Source organism: Pseudomonadota bacterium, from assembly GCA_018817425.1.
GTDB lineage: Bacteria > Desulfobacterota > Desulfobacteria > Desulfobacterales > RPRI01 > RPRI01.
Window position 1 is genome coordinate 1 of sequence record JAHITX010000085.1, and the last position, 18,907, is coordinate 18,907.

Annotated in this window: 19 protein-coding genes, 4 tRNA genes and 2 pseudogenes; 11 read left to right on the plus strand and 14 right to left on the minus strand. The window is 37.8% G+C overall.

All coding sequences use genetic code 11. From position 1 onward, the window contains the following. Positions 1–161: 161 nt before the first annotated feature. Together KKC46_14930 and KKC46_14935 are read right to left on the minus strand one after the other, a co-directional pair. Positions 162–623, minus strand: a complete 462-nt coding sequence (locus KKC46_14930; protein MBU1055102.1) for a glycine zipper family protein — start codon at positions 621–623, stop codon at positions 162–164. 427 nt (positions 624–1,050) lie between these two features. Next, positions 1,051–1,239 (minus strand): hypothetical protein, encoded by a 189-nt coding sequence (locus KKC46_14935; GenBank protein MBU1055103.1) that lies wholly within the window; start codon positions 1,237–1,239, stop codon positions 1,051–1,053. Positions 1,240–2,012: 773 nt separating this feature from the next. Here KKC46_14935 and KKC46_14940 point away from each other — a divergent pair. Both KKC46_14940 and KKC46_14945 read left to right on the plus strand, forming a co-directional pair. Next, on the plus strand, positions 2,013–2,729 hold the full coding sequence (locus KKC46_14940; protein MBU1055104.1) for a choice-of-anchor N protein: 717 nt from the start codon (positions 2,013–2,015) through the stop codon (positions 2,727–2,729). Between the two features lie 365 nt (positions 2,730–3,094). Continuing rightward, the gene (locus KKC46_14945) at positions 3,095–3,592 is read left to right on the plus strand and encodes a peptidylprolyl isomerase (GenBank protein ID MBU1055105.1); all 498 of its coding nucleotides are present in this window, start codon (positions 3,095–3,097) and stop codon (positions 3,590–3,592) included. Here the strand turns inward: KKC46_14945 and KKC46_14950 are convergent. From KKC46_14950 to KKC46_15000, 11 genes and pseudogenes are all read right to left on the minus strand, one after another. Continuing rightward, a complete protein-coding gene (locus KKC46_14950; protein MBU1055106.1) occupies positions 3,560–4,054 on the minus strand; it encodes a DUF523 domain-containing protein in 495 nt (164 codons plus the stop codon). The genes KKC46_14945 and KKC46_14950 overlap by 33 nt on opposite strands. Positions 4,055–4,310: 256 nt before the next feature. After that, entirely contained in the window at positions 4,311–5,735 is a 1,425-nt protein-coding gene (ahcY, locus tag KKC46_14955) for an adenosylhomocysteinase (GenBank protein ID MBU1055107.1), read from the minus strand. Positions 5,736–5,788: 53 nt separating this feature from the next. Next, positions 5,789–6,958, minus strand: a complete 1,170-nt coding sequence (metK, locus tag KKC46_14960) for a methionine adenosyltransferase (GenBank protein ID MBU1055108.1) — start codon at positions 6,956–6,958, stop codon at positions 5,789–5,791. Between the two features lie 70 nt (positions 6,959–7,028). Beyond that, on the minus strand, positions 7,029–7,874 hold the full coding sequence (gene panC / locus KKC46_14965; protein ID MBU1055109.1) for a pantoate--beta-alanine ligase: 846 nt from the start codon (positions 7,872–7,874) through the stop codon (positions 7,029–7,031). 155 nt (positions 7,875–8,029) lie between these two features. Beyond that, the gene (locus tag KKC46_14970; GenBank protein MBU1055110.1) at positions 8,030–9,076 is read right to left on the minus strand and encodes an ABC transporter permease; all 1,047 of its coding nucleotides are present in this window, start codon (positions 9,074–9,076) and stop codon (positions 8,030–8,032) included. Positions 9,077–9,078: 2 nt separating this feature from the next. Then, positions 9,079–9,963, minus strand: a complete 885-nt coding sequence (locus tag KKC46_14975) for an ABC transporter ATP-binding protein (GenBank protein MBU1055111.1) — start codon at positions 9,961–9,963, stop codon at positions 9,079–9,081. Positions 9,964–9,989: 26 nt separating this feature from the next. Next, positions 9,990–10,874: a mechanosensitive ion channel family protein gene (locus KKC46_14980; protein ID MBU1055112.1), complete on the minus strand. Its 885-nt coding sequence runs from the start codon at positions 10,872–10,874 to the stop codon at positions 9,990–9,992. Between the two features lie 2 nt (positions 10,875–10,876). Beyond that, positions 10,877–11,755: a glucose-1-phosphate thymidylyltransferase RfbA gene (gene rfbA / locus KKC46_14985; GenBank protein MBU1055113.1), complete on the minus strand. Its 879-nt coding sequence runs from the start codon at positions 11,753–11,755 to the stop codon at positions 10,877–10,879. A 78-nt stretch (positions 11,756–11,833) separates the two neighbouring features. Beyond that, positions 11,834–11,911, minus strand: a pseudogene (locus KKC46_14990) (NAD-dependent epimerase/dehydratase family protein). 242 nt (positions 11,912–12,153) lie between these two features. After that, positions 12,154–12,321 (minus strand): annotated as a pseudogene (locus tag KKC46_14995) (GDP-mannose 4,6-dehydratase). A gap of 85 nt (positions 12,322–12,406) precedes the next feature. Next, a tRNA-Arg gene (locus tag KKC46_15000) sits at positions 12,407–12,483 on the minus strand. Positions 12,484–12,598: 115 nt separating this feature from the next. Here KKC46_15000 and tadA point away from each other — a divergent pair. From tadA to KKC46_15045, 9 genes are all read left to right on the plus strand, one after another. Further along, positions 12,599–13,057 carry a tRNA adenosine(34) deaminase TadA gene (gene tadA, locus KKC46_15005; GenBank protein MBU1055114.1) on the plus strand — a complete coding sequence of 153 codons (459 nt, stop codon included), beginning with the start codon at positions 12,599–12,601 and terminating at the stop codon, positions 13,055–13,057. A 110-nt stretch (positions 13,058–13,167) separates the two neighbouring features. Next, positions 13,168–14,469 carry an adenylosuccinate synthase gene (locus tag KKC46_15010; protein ID MBU1055115.1) on the plus strand — a complete coding sequence of 434 codons (1,302 nt, stop codon included), beginning with the start codon at positions 13,168–13,170 and terminating at the stop codon, positions 14,467–14,469. An 84-nt stretch (positions 14,470–14,553) separates the two neighbouring features. Continuing rightward, a tRNA-Pro gene (locus KKC46_15015) sits at positions 14,554–14,630 on the plus strand. A gap of 165 nt (positions 14,631–14,795) precedes the next feature. Then, a tRNA-Ser gene (locus KKC46_15020) sits at positions 14,796–14,888 on the plus strand. A gap of 121 nt (positions 14,889–15,009) precedes the next feature. Next, positions 15,010–15,102: transfer RNA gene (locus KKC46_15025), tRNA-Ser, on the plus strand. 105 nt (positions 15,103–15,207) lie between these two features. Next, entirely contained in the window at positions 15,208–16,887 is a 1,680-nt protein-coding gene (gene dnaX, locus KKC46_15030; protein MBU1055116.1) for a DNA polymerase III subunit gamma/tau, read from the plus strand. A gap of 15 nt (positions 16,888–16,902) precedes the next feature. Further along, on the plus strand, positions 16,903–17,214 hold the full coding sequence (locus KKC46_15035; GenBank protein MBU1055117.1) for a YbaB/EbfC family nucleoid-associated protein: 312 nt from the start codon (positions 16,903–16,905) through the stop codon (positions 17,212–17,214). Positions 17,215–17,288: 74 nt separating this feature from the next. Then, positions 17,289–17,891: a recombination mediator RecR gene (gene recR / locus KKC46_15040; protein MBU1055118.1), complete on the plus strand. Its 603-nt coding sequence runs from the start codon at positions 17,289–17,291 to the stop codon at positions 17,889–17,891. Next, complete coding sequence (locus KKC46_15045) at positions 17,881–18,288, plus strand: YkgJ family cysteine cluster protein (protein MBU1055119.1); 408 nt, start codon at positions 17,881–17,883, stop codon at positions 18,286–18,288. The genes recR and KKC46_15045 overlap by 11 nt, the downstream gene beginning before the upstream one ends. A 167-nt stretch (positions 18,289–18,455) precedes the next feature. Here the strand turns inward: KKC46_15045 and KKC46_15050 are convergent, their stop codons facing one another. After that, positions 18,456–18,734, minus strand: a complete 279-nt coding sequence (locus KKC46_15050; protein MBU1055120.1) for a hypothetical protein — start codon at positions 18,732–18,734, stop codon at positions 18,456–18,458. Positions 18,735–18,907: the final 173 nt, after the last annotated feature.

Sequence of the window (18,907 nt, forward strand, 5' to 3'; positions counted from 1 at the left end):
CCACTTTCAAAACGTTTCAGTTTGGTCAAGCTCAAGGCGGGCGAAAATTTCAACCGCAGGAATACATTGAGTATTTCGAGGATTGAAATTTGAGCCCAACGCAGAGATCGGCCAAAATGGGGCGTTTTGAAACTGGCTCTACTGTACATCCATTCTGACTTTTACCTTACACTATAGCCGCGCCCTTCAAGGCATGCAGACGTTGCGCGCTGAAATTCAAGTGCTTTTCTTTCAGCTTTGGCAATTTGCACACGATTACGTGATGCGTAGGCTTCCTCCTGCTGTTTGGCATGTTGCACTCTTGAGGTATCGGAAGCAACGCCTGCTAAAGCGCCGCCGGTTGCACCGATAATAGCGCCTTCTGCTGCATGTCTTGGCCCTGCAATTAATACCCCCATTACCGCACCTATAATAGACATTGTGACAGTATCATGTCCAGGTGGAGGGACAGGCACCACTTTAATACGTTCTTCGGTAGGCAAAGGTGACTGACTTGGATCAAAGTCAGTCTGATCCACGGCCCAGATGTAACATTCATAATGATCGCGGGACTGCTGTTCTGTCGACTGGCCTTCTTTTGGATAAAAATAAATTTGAGTAAGGGAATGCTTTGTGGTGTCCATTGCGCCATTGCTCTCAGATTGTGAGTTTATAGCATACTGGGGTGTACACGAAATGAAGATAAAAAGTATAAAGAAAATGAAGAAAATGAAGAGAATGTAAAAGTATTTTAATGATTGTTTTACCGATATATAGTCAAATAGTATTTTATTATACTTAGATAGCATGATTATCATTCCTCCTTGATTTTGGATATTGCAAAGCGTGTGCCATTTTATCGTATCATTTAATAAACAATTATATTGAGATGTTAGGCGTTTTGTGTTGAAATCAGCAAATTCCTTTTATAAGTTTTTGGATAAATAATATCCGTTTAAAAATAAAACTCCAGAAAAAAGTATCCATTCAAAAAAGTACAATAAAGCCATCAAACTAAATAATAGAGCCAGTTTCAAAACGCCCCATTTTGGCCGATCTTAAGCGTTGGGCTCAAATATCGCACGAAGTGACACGTAGTGAAGCATAAGCGCTAACCTTTAGCGCTATCCTCGATATACTCAATGTATTCCTGCGGTTGAAATTATCGCCCGTCTTGAGTTTGACCAAACTGAAACGTTTTGAAAGTGGCTCTATGGCTTGCTGATTGATTGTCTGGATACTACTGTTTCTGATATTCATTAGTGATTCATCTTCAGTTTTAAAACTTGTTGTCACCCTTACATGGGTACTCAATATGAAAAGAATTTCTTGGACACCTTAAAAAAGATCGCAGGTGCTTTATAAGAGGGATATCTATTCCTTTCACTGTCGAAATTCTTTACAATTTAATCAGTCCATATTATATTCATATTTATCTAATATTACAGCATTTAATTTGTTTAAACTCCGGCAAAGCTTTATAATAGCCTAAATAGTGTCGGTTTTCTTTACAATTATTCGTATAAGTACAAATAAACAGATAGTTATAACGGTATATATTTTTTCTATATATAATAGCCTGATTATTTAATTAATAACTATTACTATTTATAGCATTTTTTTAATTAGCTTCGTATGCATCAAAATTATCTATCCCTAATATGTCTGTATCATCTCTTTGTTTAAAACTTTACCCTAATATATAATATTTATCTTGGTATTTATATATGTTATGCGTTTTAATTCCTTATACCACCATGCCTTTATACTTAAAATTTGTTCTTTGAAGCTTTAACCTTGTACCTTGCAGTGTCGGTTTTCTTTGCAATTTTTGAAAGTGATTTGATAAATTTAATATTTAATCAAATAGCGTTTTTCGGTCTCTTTTATTATCATTAATCAATTCAAACTATTAGAAATATCAGACACCGCATATACAACCAAATCATTCTTTGGTATATTTTTTGCTTAACTTATTATTAACATTTGAATATTAACATAACCTTGTTTAACAATTTTGCGGAAAAAATAATATGAAAAAAATATTTTATATTTCAGTAGTGTTTTTGCTGGTCACCATATTCAGCAACAGTGCTTATGCATTACCGGAACTTCAATTATACATTGAAGGATCAATATACGATAGCACAACTGAGACATGGGCTATTGAAACAGCGGATTCTATAAAATTATGGGTTGTTGGTAATGGTGCTAAAGGTACCATTTACGATGTAAAGCTAGCTTTGGCTTATTCTTCAGGACTTACACCTACATTTAGTTTTAATAGTATGACTACTGAAAATTATAGTGGTTTTACTGATCCATCAACTCCGGGCTCTGCTGTATGGTCAAAAACTGTTACAGATGGTACATTACCAATATTAGGAGATGGAACTACCTTGCCAGATCATGGCATTTACGGAGATATGACCTGGTGGCAGGAATTTAAATTGGGCGATTTTAGCTTAAATGATTCATATATAGCTGACTTTGAAAATAATCTTCCTGCGCCCATAGCTCAAACTGGTCAGATTAATGTTTATGAAATTTCGATATTGGGAGTTCCCATAGGAACAACTGTGCATTTCGATGCTTATGATCATTATCTATGTGGTAACAAGGCTAAATATAAATTTGCTCCTTTCTCACACGACGCTGAAACAACACAGGTCCCCGAACCAGCTACATTACTCCTTCTCGGCTTTGGCCTTGTTGGTCTGGCAGGTGTAAGCAGAAAATTAAAAAAATAGATTAAAAGTTTAGTCGGTTGAAAACGGTTGACGGTTCACAGTTCACGGTTGAAAGCAAAAGAAAATTAAAAAAATAATTCAAGAATAAAAAAGGCAGAGTCGAAGCAGGCTCTGCCTTTTTTATTTCCATTGTTTATCTTTCGCATAGTTCCCAGAGTTACAGAGTTATTTTAAAATTGTTATTTATCTCCGTGTTCTCTGTGTGCTCTGCGAGAGCATTAATTTCTAAAACCGGCAACCGTAAACTGTCAACCGGAAACCGTTTTCAAATCCTGCTTTCATAAAATTCTTGAAATATATAACCAAAGAGCTTATTGATATAATAATTTATATCAACTAACAAACTAAACTAATAAAGGTGAATTATGACAAAACTGCAATGGAACAACCCCCCTGAAATGCAAATTGATCCGTCAAAAACTTATAAGGCGGTTATGGAAACATCTAAAGGCGTTATCGAGATTGAACTTTATCCGCAATACGCTCCTAAAACGGTAAACAACTTTGTATTTTTAGCCGGCCAGAGCTATTATGACGGTATAGTATTTCACAGAGTGATAGACTCTTTTATGGTTCAGGGCGGAGATCCTACCGGCACAGGTATGGGCGGTCCGGGATACAATTTTGAAGATGAATTTAAAGATAATCCGTTAAAGCATGAATCTAAAGTATTATCCATGGCAAATGCCGGACCAAACACGAACGGAAGCCAGTTTTTTATTACCCATTGCCCTCAGCCGCATTTAAACGGAAGACATACGGTATTTGGTAAGGTAACATCAGGACAGGATGTTGTTGATAAGATACGCCAGGGTGATAAAATAGAAAAGTTAACAACAAGCGAGATTTCGGATAAACAGTAAAGCGTCTTTTATCTTTTTTTCTCCAAAAACACAGATTCCGTTTCTTTCAAAAAGAGCGGCAGTAACTCCTTTGCCGCTCTTAAGAGTTTTTGTAAAGGTTCCGTCGTAGATAAATGTACTTCCGCATGAAGGGCTTTTTTCTTTTAATACTGCTACCCTGATATTATTAATTGCTGCCGTTTCAAGTGCTTTTTGCGCTCCTTTTATAAAAAAAGCCGTAAAATCATCACCTTTTACAGTTTTCACACTTGCTTTTCCGTCAAGAACACAAAAACCGTCTTTACAGGTTATCTCAGATGCTGGCCTGGGCACAGGCAGGCCCCCCGCCACTTCAGGACAAAAAGGTATTATAGTCGCTATTGATTTTAGCTTATCGATAATTTTGTTTGGTAAAGGAAGAACAAGCCCGTCATAGCGGGTTTGTTCTCCGATAAGGCAGGCGCTTACTAAAATATTTTGCATAGTTTTTTCGGCGGTATGTAATATCAAACGATCCTCGATATCATACCGTTTCTCTTCCTTCGACATTCATTCCCCCTTAAAAAAGGGGGATTAAGGGGGTTGTTCACTTGTTCTATATTTGATATTCAAATTACTTTCATATAGTTGTTATAGATTAACTTAGCGCTTATGAGTCTAAAACCCCATCAGGGTGTTTCAACACCTGTAGTAGGGCGGGGTTTTATACCCCGCCATGCCAAAGATGGTGTCATTATGCTTAATAACGGTAATAGTCAGGCTTGAAAGGCCCTTTTACAGAAATACCAAGATAATCCGCCTGAGCTTTGTTAAGTTTTGTAAGTTTTGCTCCAAGCCGCGCAAGATGCAGACGGGCCACTTCTTCATCAAGTGTTTTTGGAAGAGTATATACTTTCTTTTCATATTTTTCGGTTGCAAGAGCAATTTGTGCAAGACACTGGTTTGTAAAACTGTTGCTCATAACAAAGCTTGGATGGCCGGTTGCGCAACCAAGATTTACAAGTCTTCCTTCTGCAAGCAAAATTATTGAACGGCCGGATTTTAATATCCACCTGTCCACCTGAGGTTTAATAGTAATCTTTTTACACTTCGGTGTGTTTATAAGATAACTGGTCTGAATTTCACTGTCGAAATGGCCTATATTACAAATTATGGCTTCATCTTTCATCTTTTCCATATGCTCACCGGTTATGACATCACAACAGCCTGTGGCAGTAACAAATATATCGGCTACAGACGCAATATCTTTCATTGTCGAGACTTCATAGCCTTCCATTGCTGCCTGAAGAGCACATATCGGGTCGATTTCTGTAATTACTACCCTAGCTCCAAAACCGCGCATTGACTGGGCACATCCTTTTCCCACATCACCATATCCGCAGATTACTACCATTTTACCTGCAATCATAATATCTGTTGCGCGTTTTAATCCGTCTGCAAGCGACTCCCTGCATCCATACAGGTTATCAAATTTGGATTTTGTCACAGAATCATTCACATTAAAAGCAGGAAAGAGAAGCTGGTTGTTTTTTGCAAGACTATAAAGTCTGTGGACACCTGTAGTAGTTTCCTCGGAAACACCTCGTATGCCGGATGCGATTTTTGTCCAGAATCCAGGATCTCTTTTATAACTGTCTTTAAGCCTTGCGATAAGACATTGCATATCAGGACTGTCATACTTTTTGTCAAGCAGCGAAGGATCGTTTTCAACCATAACACCGTGATGAATATATAGAGTAGCATCACCACCATCATCCACTATCAAGTCCGGCCCTGAACCATCCGGCCATATAAGCGCTTGTTCTGTACACCACCAAAAATCTTCAAGCGTTTCGCCCTTCCATGCAAATACTGCTGCAGATCCTTTTTTTGCTATAGCAGCGGCTGCATGATCCTGAGTAGAAAATATATTACACGTAGCCCAGCGAATATTTGCACCAAGAGCTTTTAAGGTGTCAATCAGCATGGCGGTCTGAATAGTCATGTGAAGGCTCCCCATTACTTTCATACCTTTTAGAGGTTTTTGGGGACCATATTTTTCGCGAACCGCCATAAGCCCCGGCATTTCCCTTTCAGATAATTCCATTTCTTTAATGCCTAAACCGGCAAGTGAAATATCTGCTACTTTATAGGGCAGTGAAAGATCAAGGTTTGGTGCGTTCATATTTTTTTTCTTTTTAACCGGAACAAGCATTTTATACTCCTGTCTGTAATGTTTTATAATCCTGCCTTTTCTTTCAGCACATCAGCCATGTTGGTTTTTTCCCAGGAAAATTCAGGTTCATTTCTGCCAAAATGTCCGTAGGCTGCGGTTTTCTTGTATATAGGCCGCAACAGGTCAAGATATTCAATTATTGCAGCAGGCCGTAAATCGAAAACCTCATTTACTATCTCTTTTACTCGTTTTCTGGGAACAACTCCCGTACCTTTAAAATCAAGCATTATTGATATGGGATTTGCAACACCGATTGCATATGCAACCTGTATTTCGCATTTTTTTGCAATGCCTGCTGCTACTATATTTTTTGCAATGTGCCTGCCCATATATGAAGCACTTCTATCTACCTTGGACGGGTCTTTGCCTGAAAAGCATCCGCCTCCATGACTTCCCTGCCCCCCGTAGGTATCAACTATAATCTTACGGCCGGTGAGCCCGCAATCTGCCATTGGGCCGCCTAAGACAAACTTTCCGGTGGCATTTATATAAAACTTTGTGTCGCCATCAATCATATCTTTTGGAATAACCTTTTTTATAACTTCATCGGTGATAGCTTCCCTGAGTTCATCATGGGTCACATCAGGTTTATGCTGTGCCGCAATCACTATAGTATCAACTCTTTTGGGACAGTTGTTTTCATATTCTATTGTAACCTGGGCTTTGCCATCAGGCCTTAAAAAATCCAGTGCTCCGTTTTTTCTTACAACCGCAAGACGATGACAAAGCTTGTGCGCATATACTATAGGCATGGGCATTAATTCCGGAGTTTCATCAGAGGCATAGCCAAACATAAGGCCCTGATCACCTGCACCTTGTTCCAGATACAAACCCTGACCTGTATTTACACCTTGTGCAATATCCGGTGATTGATGATCAATACTTGTTATAACCGAGCAGGTTTTCCAGTCAAACCCTATTTGTGAAGAACTGTATCCGATTTCACGAATGGTATCTCTTACTATCTGAGGCATATCAACATAACATTCAGTTGTTATTTCGCCGGCAATAAATGCAAGACCTGTTGTAACAAGAGTTTCACAGGCCACTCTGCAATTTTTGTCTTTTTCCATAATAGCGTCAAGGATAGAATCGGATATGGCATCCGCAACTTTATCGGGATGTCCCTCGGTTACTGATTCTGATGTAAAAAAGTATTGTTCATTGTCCATTAATCATCTCCTTTATTTTTCAATATTTCAGCGCGAATGTTAACGGCAGCTTTAATATGATACATGATTTTTATATCTGTAATATCATATTGTCTATAAGCCTTGTTGTTCCGATTTTTACTGCAAGAGCCATCAAAGCCGGTCTGTCTATCGTATCTAAGTTTTTAAGTGTTTCTGAATCACAGATCATTATATAATCTATCGTAGAATCAGGGCATGAAATTATTATATCTGTTGCTTCCTTAATTATTTTGGATGTATCCCTTTCACCTGCTTTTGCCATTTCCAGGGCTTTATTCAAAGATTTATATAAGGATAATGCATGAATTCTTTCTTCCTGGCTAAGATAACTATTTCTTGAACTCATGGCAAGGCCGTCTTTTTCTCTAACGGTAGGAACCCCTACTATTTCTATATCGTAATTAAGATCACAAACCATTTGTTTTATCACAAGAAGCTGCTGAAAATCTTTTTGCCCGAAAACTGCTATATGAGGTTTTACAATATTAAACAATTTGGAAACTATAGTAGCAACTCCCTTAAATAATACGGGTCTTGACAACCCGCAAAGATGCTCCGGAAGGCTTTGTAACTCCACATAGGTTTGGAATCTATCCGGGTAGATATCTTTTGCGTCCGGGATAAATACTGCATCCACATGTTCTTTTTCCATCAGCTCCAGATCTCTTTCGATATTTCTTGGATATGATTCCAGATCTTCACCTGGGCCAAACTGGGATGGGTTTACAAATATACTTGCAACAACAACATCAGCCAATTTACGAGCTTTTTTCAAAAGTGCAAGGTGGCCTTCATGCAAAAAGCCCATAGTAGGTACAAAAGCCAGACATTCGGCATTTTCACGAATACGGTCCGAATATTGTTGCATATCATTAATTTTATAGATTTTCTTTATGGCACTCACCTCGCTTATTACAAAAATGTTTCATAATACGAACTTATTATGCCTAATAAATAAGCATGGCTTGAGAAAAAGTCCAGTACAACATGGTATTATTTAAACAATTTTATAAGCCAGCAAACACTAAATGTCAATAAAAGCAAAGTTGTTTATTTATTCCATGAAAAGAGAGCAGCCCCAATTACAATTGAAATTATCGTCATAAAAACCAGAACTGCAAGTTCCGGGGCAACATTGGCAAGTGTCGCACCGTCATTCATTACTTTCCTTGCTGCTGAGAGCATATGTGTTAATGGAAACAGCTTGGCGATTATTTTTATCCAGTGTGGTGATCCTTCAAGAGAAAACCATACTTCGGATAAAAACATCATAGGCCAGCTTATAAAATTTACAACTCCGCTAGTAAACTCTTCGCTGAAGCCTCTTGCGGCAATTACCAGCCCGTATGCACTAAGACATATACCTCCTGTAAAGTAAATTATAAAAAGGTCAAAATAAGAGCCTACAACCTTGAAATGAAAAACCAGATCGCACCCAATCCATACGACAACAAGGGTGAATACAAGAATAAATATTCTTGATAATACTTGTGAGGCAAGATATTCAAAGGCAGTAAGTGGTGTTGCATGCAAGCGCTTTAACACACCCATTTTACGGTAACGAACCACTATATATCCAACACCCCAAAGAGCGCTGAACATCATGTTCATAGCAAGAATTCCGGGAAAGAGCCAGTCTATATATCTTACCTCATTTCCTTTTATCTCTTTTTTTTCAGAAATGTTTTTTACATCAGGCAACAAAGCGCTATTAAAGATCTTTTCAACTATATAACCTTTCGGGGAGCTATCACTTACCCAGTATTCATGTGACGGTGAACCGGCTTTAACCAGAAAGTCTATTTTATGATGCTTCAGTTTTGCTATCCCGCTTTCAAAAGATTCAAATCCTATAAATTTGATGTAGCGTGTTTCTGTAAATCGCGAAGGAAGATCAATAGTTTTCATATTTATTATTTCGTGCTGAGACGGAAAAACCCCGACTTTATATTCAGTATAATCATTACCGCCAAAAATCAATCCAAAGCCGGCCACTATTAAGAAAGGAAAAATAAAATTCCAGCCAAGAGCCGACCAGTCTCTGAAAAATTCGAGGTTCCGCGCATGAAACATTGCCCAAAGTCTTTTGAAACTCATATTTAATCTCTTAGCTGTCTTCCCGTTAAATTTAAAAATACATTCTCAAGATTCGGGGAACGTATATCCAGTTCTGTTAAATCAGTACTTTCTGCTATCAACATATTCAGGCAGGAATTAATATTATTTGTTCTGATTTCAATATTGCCGTTTATCTCGCGATATTTAAAAGGAATCTTTGACAAGGAAAAAGCAATGCTGTGTTTAGGCAAAATCACAGTTATCTCATCACAATGTTTTTTGATAAGTTGACCAGGAGTTCCTTGAGCGATTATCTTTCCATTATCCATTATAGCAATTTCATCACAAAGACGTTGCGCCTCTTCCATATAATGAGTTGTCAGAATAATCGTTTTTCCTTTTTCTTTTATTTTTTGAATAATAGCCCATAGATTTCTTCTTGCCTGAGGATCAAGCCCTGTGGAAGGCTCATCTAAAAACATAAGCTCAGGCTTATTAATCATTGCAAGAGCAAGCATGAGTCGTTGCTTCTGGCCTCCTGAGATCTTATCGTTTATTCTTTTTTGTATTTCACGCAGATTGCAGATATCAATTATTTCTTCAATATCTGCAGATTTGCTGTAAAGGTTTTTAAATACTTTCAAGGTTTCACGCAAAGTCAGTCCAGAAAGCAAAGCAGTTTCCTGAAACTGAATACCGACTTCCTGTTTAAAAGATGATGATCGCAATTTGCCTTTATACAGAATTTCACCGGAAGTCGGAGGAATAATGTCTTCAATGACTTCAATAGTAGTCGTTTTACCAGCGCCATTCGGGCCGATAAGACCAAAGCAGGTACCCTCACGAACCAAAAAACTTATACCGTCAACAGCAACAACTTCTTTATACTTTTTTACAAGATTTTTTATTTCAAGCAGATAATTCATAATATTATTTTAGCATAAGAACCTAATCAAGAAGGAGTATTATTTTTATGTCTGGGAGCTGGCAAATCATTCTTGTAAACCACTGTTCGATATGGAAAAGGAATTTCAATACCTTCACGGTCAAAACGTTTTTTTATATTTTCGAGCAGCCAGAATTTTGCAACCCATGCATCATCTATATCTAAAACCCATACATATAACCTCATTCCGATTGAAAAATCTCCATGAGATCTAACCCGAAGATAAGGTGCATCCTCTCCTTTTTTGTCACGATATGGACATTTATTTGCTTCATCCAAAATTACTTCTCTGGCAAGATCAATATCAGTATCATAGCTTACTCCTAAATCTACTATACATTTCATGCGCTGATCTATTATACTATAATTTATCAATGTCATTTCATCCAGCTTTGAATTTGGTATGACAAGCCGTTTATAATCCCAGGATCTCACAATAGTATGGCGCAGCGTAATATCTTCCACAACGCTGTATTCGCCCTCTATTGACAATTTGTCTCCGATACGGATAGGCCTGTATATTGCAATACTAAGGCCTGAAATTATATTCGCAAGTGATGATTTTGCCGCAAAACCTACAACAAGAGCTGTAATGCCTGCACCCGCAACAATCGTACTAAACAAGGCCCTAAGACCAGGAACAAGGCTCGCATACACTATAAAAAACAACATCCAGATCAGAAGATTTTTTATACGCAAACCATATTTAATTACTGTTTCATCTATCTTGAATTTTAGTTTTCCTATAACCCAGTGTGACCTTTCCGCCAGACGGGTTGTGATAGAACAGGCCCAAAGAGCTGCAAGAATTATAACAAAGCCAATAGCTAATGCTCCTAATCCTGTGGCAGGATCCAAAATATCTTTAAAATTGAGCCACGTTGTATTCACGTTCACCTCTTAGTATCGTGTTCAATCAATTCCATCAGATATTGTCCATATTCGTTTTTTAAAAGTATGGAAGCAAGTTCTTTTAGCTGTTCTTTGTTAATATAACCAAGTCTATATGCTATTTCTTCAATACACGAAATTATGAGTCCCTGACGTTCCTGTATAGCCTGAACATAGCTTGCAGCCTGTTGCAAAGATTCAAATGTTCCTGTATCAAGCCATGCGACACCTCTTCCCAAAAGCTCTACCTTAAGCTTTCCCCTCTTTAAGTATTCAAGGTTAATATCGGTAATTTCAAGCTCACCTCTTTTAGATGGCTTTAAGTTTTTTGCAATTTGCACAACATCACCATCATATATATATAAACCCGGAACGGCGTAATTAGATTTGGGGTTTTGCGGTTTTTCTTCTATACCAAGAACATTAGCATGTTTATCGAATTCAACCACACCATACCTTTCCGGGTCTTTTACAATATATCCGAAAATCAGGCCTCCGTTTTCAAGCTTTGCTGCCTTATCCAACTTGCCTGAAAAACTATCACCATAAAAAATATTATCTCCGAGAATAAGACATACAGGTTCATCGGCAATAAAAGATTCCCCGATAATAAAGGCCTGGGCAAGACCCTCCGGTCTTGGCTGAACGGCATAGGAAAAAGACAAGCCTACCTGAGAACCGTCTTTAAGCAGTTTTTTGAAATTCGGCAAATCTTCAGGAGTAGAAATAATTAAAATTTCGCGAATACCTGCAAGCATAAGCACAGACAAAGGATAATAGATCATCGGTTTGTCGTATATAGGCAGAAGCTGCTTGCTTACAACACTAGTTAGGGGATAAAGTCTTGTGCCGGAACCCCCGGCAAGAATGATTCCTTTCATAAAACAATCCTGTCTTAATTTTTAAAGGGTTAATAGTCTATATTATTTAACAATTTTCGTATCTTCCAGGTATATTTAAAATGCACCGGAATCAGCAAGATCATCCACATGCAAAAATTCACGATAAGGTTTTCCCGTTCCCCAAACGCTTACAGAGATTTGCTTTGAATGCTGAATGGATTATATTATTTTGAAGCTTTCTTGAAATAGCAGCGCCCACAAGTCCGGTGTGTCCGGCAATATATATTCTGGAGTTTTTTTCCATTTGCTATAAAGTCTTTAAAAATACAAAATTTACAAATTTTTAATCTTTTTACAGGAAAGTCTATACCAATCTTTGTTGCAATTTCAGGATTAAAAGAAGCAACAACACCTTTTTCTTTTAATCCGCTTCCCTTCCTTACATTCTCTTCATGAGGATCTTTAAACAAATGGTCAATTCTCTGGGTGTTAAACAAAGAGGCCCTTCGTTTTATCCCATGAACATTATATCCTTTTTTCAGAAGAAACTCTGCAAGATATGCTCCGTCCTGACCTGCTATTCAGGTAATTAACGCTGTTTTCATATATTATCCTTAGTAGAAAAACTATTATCACAACCCGGAAACTTACAAAAAAGGGCTGAATTAACAGCCCCTTTTACTAAAATAGTGGCGCGCCTGGCAGGATTCGAACCTGCGACCTACGGATTCGTAGTCCGGCACTCTATCCAGCTGAGCTACAGGCGCATTGTGAATTGATTTGAATTTAGCAAACTCATAGGATATAGTTTAAGTAAAGTCAACGGAAAAATTTCTTAATAACTCAATGCATAAAAGTTTAAATAGCAAAGCTGTGGCTAAAATGAACGAGCATGAAACATACATGGAACTTGCCATCAATGAAGCAAAAAAGGCTGGACAAAATTGTGAAGTTCCTATAGGTGCGATAATAGTAGATGAAAAAGGGGAAGTTCTTTCGACAGCACATAACAGCACTATATCCCTTTGTGATCCTTGTGCTCACGCCGAAATACTTGTGCTTAGGAACGCATGCTCTAAAATCGGGAACTACAGGCTTTTGGATATGATCATCTATGTAACGGTTGAGCCTTGTATTATGTGTATGGGTGCAATTATACATGCAAGATTAAAAAAACTGGTATTTGGAGCATACGACCCTAAATGGGGAGCCGCAGGATCTCTTTACAATTTTGCTGAAGATAAAAGGCTGAATCATAAAACTGAAATAATACCCGGAATATACGAAAAAGAATGTAAAGCTCTTATGCAGGATTTTTTTAAAGAAAAACGAACCCGATAAAGGATAACTGATATTGCTATAATGATAAGATATAAAAAAACTATAGTAAAATATCTGCGCACAAATTTTGAACTTGCTAAAAACGAAGATACTTGAAAGGAGCAAAGTCCGTGGCAAATATAGTAATCATAGGAACTCAATGGGGCGATGAGGGGAAAGGTAAGATAGTTGATCTTCTTTCCGAATATGCCGATATAGTCGTTCGTTTTCAGGGTGGAAATAATGCAGGCCACACAATGGTTGTAAACGGGATACAATTCATAGGACATATTGTGCCCTCCGGCATCTTGCAGAAAAAAACCTGTATTATTGGCAACGGAGTAGTAATTGATCCAAAAGTGCTTATTGAAGAAATAGAATCCTTAAAAAGCAAGGGAATATCAATAGGGCCGAAGAGTCTTATGATATCGGAAACTGCTCATGTTATCATGCCTTATCATAAAAATATCGATCTTGCCTCAGAAACCACAAAAGGGAAAAACAAGATAGGAACCACCGGGCGCGGAATCGGCCCATGTTATGAAGATAAGGCATCACGAAAGGGAATACGTTTTGTGGATTTTATTGATCCTGAAGTTTTCAAAGAAAAACTTAGCACTGTTCTTCCCGAAAAAAATTTTATCTTAGAAAAATATCTTTCAGATAAAGCGCTTGATGCAAACAGCATAATTAAAGAATACTCTATTTATGCAAAACGTCTTGCACCTTTCACAAAAAATGTTTCGGTTATAATTGACAATGCATTAAAAGAGGGCAAGCAGGTTCTTTTTGAAGGGGCTCAGGGGACACATCTTGATATTGATCATGGAACTTATCCTTTCGTTACTTCATCAAATACAGTTTCAGGCAATGCCGCATGTGGCTCCGGTATCGGCCCAAAAGCAATTACCTACGTGCTCGGAATCGTAAAAGCTTATACCACAAGAGTCGGAGCAGGCCCATTTACTACCGAACTGTTCGATGAAACCGGCGATTACATGCAGAAAAAAGGGGCCGAATTCGGCGCTACAACAGGCAGAAAGAGAAGATGTGGGTGGCTTGATGCAGTTATTTTGCGAAATGCAGTCAGATTAAACAGCTTAACTGGCCTTGCTATTACAAAACTTGATGTTCTTGGCGGCTTAAAAACGCTCAAAATTTGCACAGGGTATAAATATAAAAGAAAGATTATAAAAGATATGCCTGCCTCCATTAAATTATTATCGGAATGCAAACCGATATACGAGGAAATGCCGGGCTGGGATGAAGATATCTCAGGCATACGAAAATATAAAGATCTTCCGAAAACAACAAAACAATATTTAAAAAGAATTGAAGAGCTTATTGAAACGCCGATAAGTCTTGTTTCAGTTGGCCCGGGAAGAGATGAAACAATAGTTATTAAAAATCCGCTTAAAAAGCGTAAGGTTTAAAATATAATAAAAGCTTTTTACAAATCCATCACTTATTGTTGACAATAAATTTATACTGAAATAAATAAGAAAAGTCCTAAATGTCGGGACGTGGCTCAGCCTGGTAGAGCACAGCGTTCGGGACGCTGGGGTCGCTGGTTCAAATCCAGTCGTCCCGACCAAATAAAAACAACAAGTTATTACGTTTTTTAAAATATAAAAATAGCAAAAGCCTGGTAAAGCTTTACCAGGCTTTTGCTATTATGCAGGCAAGAATGTAAAGAACATTATTGACATATAGCATTCAAACGTTATACTGAATGCTCCGTAAAATCCGGGGGGTTTTAGGAGAGGTGGCCGAGCGGCTGAAGGCCCCGCTCTCGAAAAGCGGTATCCTGTCAAAAACGGGATCGTGGGTTCAAATCCCACCCTCTCCGCCAATTAAAGCAATTGGTTGGCCATGAACTTTGAATAACTTGTATGTCCTGATATGACTTTATATTCGGGTGTTATGCAAAGGTCTTGCTGTGAGATAGAAAACTGGGTACATTTATTTTATAAGGAGAGATGTCCGAGCGGCTGAAGGAGCACGACTGGAAATCGTGTGTGTTGTTAATAGCGGCACCGAGGGTTCAAATCCCTCTCTCTCCGCCAGATAAAATCATAGTAAAAAAACCATTCCCATTCATATTTTTAACTAAGCTGTTATTCATAATTTTATTGGTTAGGTGCGTTTTTTAGTTTCAGGAAATTTTATTTATGTCCTATCTTGTATTTGCCCGCAAGTATCGCCCTCAAAATTTTGATACTGTTGTTGGCCAGAAGCATGTTACCGAGACTTTATCCAAAGCCATATCGGCTGGTCGTGTTGCGCATGCTGTGTTGTTATCAGGCCCACGCGGTACCGGCAAAACAACTGTTGCCCGAATACTTGCAAAAGCAATGAATTGTTTGGAAGGCACGACACCTTCTCCATGTAATGAATGCAGATCATGCAAAGAAATTACTTTGGGCAATGCTGTGGATGTTCTTGAAATAGATGGGGCTTCTAATAACGGAGTGGAAAATGTCCGTGATTTAAGAGATAATATAAAATATAAACCTGCATACAGCAGATATAAGATTTATATAATAGACGAAGTGCATATGCTAACCACAGCAGCGTTTAATGCTTTGTTAAAAACTCTTGAAGAGCCACCGCCTCATGTGATGTTCATATTCGCAACAACTGAACCGCACAAACTTCCTGTAACAATTTTGTCAAGATGTCAGCGCCATGATTTCAAAAGAATAGGTCTTGATGACATTACAGAGCAGATGGTTTATATATGCAAAAAAGAAAATATTGATGTTTCACAAGAAAGCCTGGCCGCAATTGCCCGTGCTGCCGGGGGTTGCATGAGAGATGCCTTAAGTCTTCTCGATCTTGTCTTGAGCTGTTCCGAAGGCAGCATAGCCGGTGAAAATATTTCCGATATTCTTGGTCTTGTTGACAGAAGAACGATTTTTAAAATTACAGATGCTGTATTGAACTCGGATATTGTAGCGCTGCTTGATATTCTTGATGATCTTTATCATAACGGGCATAATTTCAAAGAGCTTTATTCGGAAATAACCGAGCATTTGAGAAACCTGATTGTTGTTAAGATGGGCAAAAAAATTGATAAACTGATAAAATTGCCTTCACATGAAGTAAATTTGATGATTGAGCAGGCTAAAAATGTTCCGGTAACATTTTTAAGCCAGATCTTTGATATTCTTTATAATGAAGAATCGGCTATGCGGTATTCTACGAATCCGAAACTTACTCTTGAAATCATTTTTTTAAAATTACTTCAAATAAAACCTGCGTTACCTATAGAGCTTTTGATAGAAAAAATTGACGGTCTTTTGAAAAATATTCCTGATTCAAATAAGAATGATACTTTTGAATCCGAAATTACTTATAAAAATATTGAAAAAGAAACTTTGAATGAAAAAATATGCGAAAAGGCTGCCGATTCTTATAATGAATCAGGAGATGAGACCGGTTTAAAGAATATCCAAACGAATTCTGAGAGCAAAGAAAATGATTTTGTAAAAATATGGAATAATCTTTATAAAGTTATTTCAGAGAAAAATCTATCACTTGCTGCCAATATGTTAAAGTGTTCAATAAAAAATATTGCAGATAATAGCATTACAATAGAGGTTGAAGGCAACGGGTTTAATTTCAGCAGAATTACAAGTGGCAAAAACCTGGATAATTTAAAGAAGATATGTAATGATTATTTTGGAAAAAATATTGAAATAGTTTTCGAAAAGAAGATATCTGCGGATGTTAATGTATATAAAAAAAATAAATCAGCGCAATTAAAAGATGACGCCTTAAACAACCCTATTGTTGGAGAGGCGCTTAATATTTTTAATGGCAGTTTACATGATGTAAAAATTTTATAGGAGGAGGAAGTTTTAATGAAGGGAATGGGGAATATGATGAAACAGGCCCAGAAGCTTCAGGCCGGTATGGCAAAAATGCAGGAAGAGCTGGCCTTAAAAACTGTTGAAGCAACTGCTGGCGGAGGCATGATTAAAGTACAGGCAAATGGTAAACAACAGGTGCTTTCAATAACAATAGAAAAAGAAGTTGTTGATCCAGATGATGTTGAAATGCTTCAAGACCTTATTCTTGCTGCGGTAAATGATGCTTTATTGAAATCCCAGGAAATGGTTTCACAGGAAATGGGCAAATTAACAGGCGGTATGAATATTCCGGGCCTGATGTGATTTTGCTTGTGATCATTATAAATGATTGATGACAATATACGATAATTATCTGTCTTATAAGCCGATACAGAGGCATGAATATGCATTACCCTTTGTCCGTTTTGAATCTGATAAAAAATCTTACTAAACTTCCGGGAGTAGGAGAAAAAACAGCCGAACGCTACGCTATAAATATTCTGCGATCTTCACAGAAACAAGCTGAGCAGCTTGCTGACAGCATACTCAATATGAAGCAGAAAGTTAGAATATGCAATATATGTTTTGCCTTAAGCGAAACTGAAGTTTGTCATATATGCAGTAATCCATCCAGAAATAACTCGTTATTGTGCGTGATGGAACAGCCTGCCGATATGGTTGCAATAGAAAAATCCGGGTCATTTAACGGACTTTATCATATACTTTCAGGAGCTTTATCTCCGATTAACGGTATCGGGCCGGACGATATTAAGATAAGAGAGCTTATCAAAAGAATTGATGAAGGGAAAATTACCGAGGTTGTTATTGCCACAAGCACAAGTGTTGAAGGCGAGGCAACTGCTTCGTATATTGTTCAGTGTCTTTCAAAATATTCTGTAAAGGTTACACGCATTGCATCCGGTGTTCCGATCGGCAGTGACCTGAAATATGTTGATCAGGTAACGTTGAGAAAGGCGATGGAGACCAGACATGCGATCTAAGCATATTTTTCAGCCCGATGATATATTTAAGTGCAAAATGTGCGGCGATTGCTGTAAGGGATATGGCGGAACATATGTAACAAAAAAAGATATTGAAGCTATCGCAGAATATATAAATACTGATCCTGAAAGCTTTGTCAGTAAATATTGTGATATATCATGCGGGAAACCTTTACTAAAACAGGGCCTAAACAAATATTGTATTTTCTGGGATAAGGCATGTACTATACACCCTGTTAAACCTCGTATGTGTAAAAAGTGGCCGTTTATAGAAAGTATTATTGCTGATGTTGATAACTGGTATGTTATGGGCGGGTTGTGCGCCGGTATCCATACGGATGTTCCTCCTGCCGCTGTGTTAGACTGTGTTGTAAAAGAGCTTTCTAAAAATAGTTGAGTTATGAGATATTTTTTACAAAGGCATAAATTAAGATTGACTCGTAAAAGTCTGGAAAATCCTGTTTCGTCTTGCCGGACCCGATCCGGCATCCAGTAATTTCATTGGGTTCTGGATACCGGCTTTCGCCGGTATGACGGTTTGGGGACTTTTTGCGAATTCATCAATTATAATTCCCAGCTTTTTGTATCGGTAAGCTTGTAAACGTTTTTATCTTCTCCATCGGATATTATTTTAAGGAGAATGTTTCTTTCTTCAAGGTTTTTTATTCCTTCATAAAGAGCTTCCTGGCTGTCGTTCCATATGCCCAGAAGATTTTTTGTGGAGATAACGGTTCCCTGGTCTGTTAAACCACAACATAAAAGATAGACGGAAATAGTTTCAACACTTAATCCAAGTTTAAAGATATCCTGATTCATGGAAGGTTTTGTATGGTCATTATTCACGGGGTATTCCTTTGCTTAAGATGGTAATTATTTGAGCCAGTTTCAAAACGCCCCATTTTGGCCGATCTCTGCGTTGGGCTCAAATTTCAATCCTCGAAATACTAAATGTATTCCTGTGGTTGAAATTTTCTCCCGCCTTGAGCTTGACCAAACTGAAACGTTTTGAAAGTGGC

What these genes read in the sequence shown, in the direction of transcription:
- KKC46_14930 (MBU1055102.1), bottom strand. Translation starts at nt 623, where the DNA reads ATGGACACCACAAAGCATTCCCTTACTCAAATTTATTTTTATCCAAAA.
- KKC46_14935 (MBU1055103.1), bottom strand. Translation starts at nt 1,239, where the DNA reads ATGAATATCAGAAACAGTAGTATCCAGACAATCAATCAGCAAGCCATA.
- KKC46_14940 (MBU1055104.1), top strand. Translation starts at nt 2,013, where the DNA reads ATGAAAAAAATATTTTATATTTCAGTAGTGTTTTTGCTGGTCACCATA.
- KKC46_14945 (MBU1055105.1), top strand. Translation starts at nt 3,095, where the DNA reads ATGACAAAACTGCAATGGAACAACCCCCCTGAAATGCAAATTGATCCG.
- KKC46_14950 (MBU1055106.1), bottom strand. Translation starts at nt 4,054, where the DNA reads ATGCAAAATATTTTAGTAAGCGCCTGCCTTATCGGAGAACAAACCCGC.
- ahcY (MBU1055107.1), bottom strand. Translation starts at nt 5,735, where the DNA reads ATGAACGCACCAAACCTTGATCTTTCACTGCCCTATAAAGTAGCAGAT.
- metK (MBU1055108.1), bottom strand. Translation starts at nt 6,958, where the DNA reads ATGGACAATGAACAATACTTTTTTACATCAGAATCAGTAACCGAGGGA.
- KKC46_14970 (MBU1055110.1), bottom strand. Translation starts at nt 9,076, where the DNA reads ATGAGTTTCAAAAGACTTTGGGCAATGTTTCATGCGCGGAACCTCGAA.
- KKC46_14975 (MBU1055111.1), bottom strand. Translation starts at nt 9,963, where the DNA reads ATGAATTATCTGCTTGAAATAAAAAATCTTGTAAAAAAGTATAAAGAA.
- rfbA (MBU1055113.1), bottom strand. Translation starts at nt 11,755, where the DNA reads ATGAAAGGAATCATTCTTGCCGGGGGTTCCGGCACAAGACTTTATCCC.
- tadA (MBU1055114.1), top strand. Translation starts at nt 12,599, where the DNA reads ATGAACGAGCATGAAACATACATGGAACTTGCCATCAATGAAGCAAAA.
- dnaX (MBU1055116.1), top strand. Translation starts at nt 15,208, where the DNA reads ATGTCCTATCTTGTATTTGCCCGCAAGTATCGCCCTCAAAATTTTGAT.
- KKC46_15035 (MBU1055117.1), top strand. Translation starts at nt 16,903, where the DNA reads ATGAAGGGAATGGGGAATATGATGAAACAGGCCCAGAAGCTTCAGGCC.
- recR (MBU1055118.1), top strand. Translation starts at nt 17,289, where the DNA reads ATGAATATGCATTACCCTTTGTCCGTTTTGAATCTGATAAAAAATCTT.
- KKC46_15045 (MBU1055119.1), top strand. Translation starts at nt 17,881, where the DNA reads ATGCGATCTAAGCATATTTTTCAGCCCGATGATATATTTAAGTGCAAA.